Annotated in this window: 1 protein-coding gene; it reads left to right on the top strand. The window is 54.0% G+C overall.

From position 1 onward, the window contains the following. Window positions 1-54: 54 nt before the first annotated feature. A protein-coding gene (locus AC0Z2B_RS32430) for an IS3 family transposase (protein ID WP_476302259.1) occupies window positions 55-1,277 on the top strand; the annotation gives its coding sequence in 2 pieces (ribosomal slippage) (window positions 55-406 and window positions 406-1,277; 1,224 coding nt in all). The last annotated feature ends 37 nt before the right edge of the window (window positions 1,278-1,314 follow it).

The raw sequence follows: 1,314 nt of genomic DNA, 5'->3' as shown, positions 1-1,314 counted from the left end.
GTGTCCCGTCCTGAATAAGGTTTACACCTTCTGACCAATCCTCAGGAGGAATCAATGGATTCAGGCAAAAGGCGGAGTCAGCGCGATTACACGCTAGCCTTTAAATTGTCGGTCGTAGACCAGGTCGAAAAAGGCGAGTTGAGTTATAAAGAGGCTCAACGGCGCTACGGCATCCAGGGCCGATCCACAGTGCTGGTCTGGCTACGCAAACATGGCCGGCAGGACTGGAGCCAAGGCGCATCAATTCGAGAGCCTAGGACTAGGTCCATGACAGAACCAACCCTCCCGCTGACCCCCGAACAGCGGATCAAAGAGCTTGAAGAACAGCTGGCGTTGAGCAATCAGAAGGCTCAGTTCTTCGAGGCTGTCGTGAATGTTCTGAAAAATGACTATGGCGTTTCCGTAGTAAAAAAGCGATCCGGCAAGTCCTCTCGCAAGGGCAAATCCAAGACCTGAGTATCAGCAGGGCTTGCCTGTTCATGGGCATTTCGCGCCAGGCATATTACAAGCGCAACCGAGCTTTTGATGCGAAACTACGCCAGGAACAAGCGGTACTGGCCTTTGTTCTCGAGAAGCGCCGCCGCCAGCCAAGGCTGGGTACGCGCAAGCTGCATCATCTGATAACTATCGCAGCTGACGCGTCAGTACGCGTAGGCAGGGACCGTCTGTTTACCATCCTGCGCGACGCCCGAGAGCTGGTAGCGCGCAAACGGGCTTACCACAAGACAACAGACAGCCATCACCGTTTTCGTCGCCACCCGAACCTGCTCAAAGCCGGCCCAGAACAAGTCGTGGCTATCAGGCCTGAGCAAGTCTGGGTCGCAGACATAACCTATCTACCCACACGGGAAAGTGTGGCGTACGTGAGCCTGGTGACAGACGCCTATTCGCGCAAGATTGTTGGCCATCATGTGCATGAAAGCCTGCATACCGATTCGGTGATCAAAGCAATGGAAAAAGCGGTGAGGGCGCGCAGAACCACGCTACCGCTGATTCACCACTCAGACCGTGGGGCCCAGTATTGCTCTGAGCTTTATCAGCGATTGCATGCCAAGCATGGGGTCAGATGCTCAATGACCGACGGCTATGACTGCTACCAAAATGCGCTGGCGGAGAGAGTAAACGGGATCTTGAAGAACGAGTTGCTGCTGCATCGCCCCAAAAACCTAGCGGATGCAGTGAAAATGGTGGATGAATCTGTACTGATCTACAACGGGGAGCGACCACATCTCTCCCTGAAATACAAAACGCCCGATGCGGTGCATCGGGCGTTTTGAGACTGAAAGAGGTGTAAACCTATTTCAGGACTAGACA

Source organism: Pseudomonas sp. GYB4201 (genome assembly GCF_056312595.1).
Note: the sequence above shows the minus strand (reverse complement) of the source record. Positions and strands in the feature narration are given on the sequence as shown.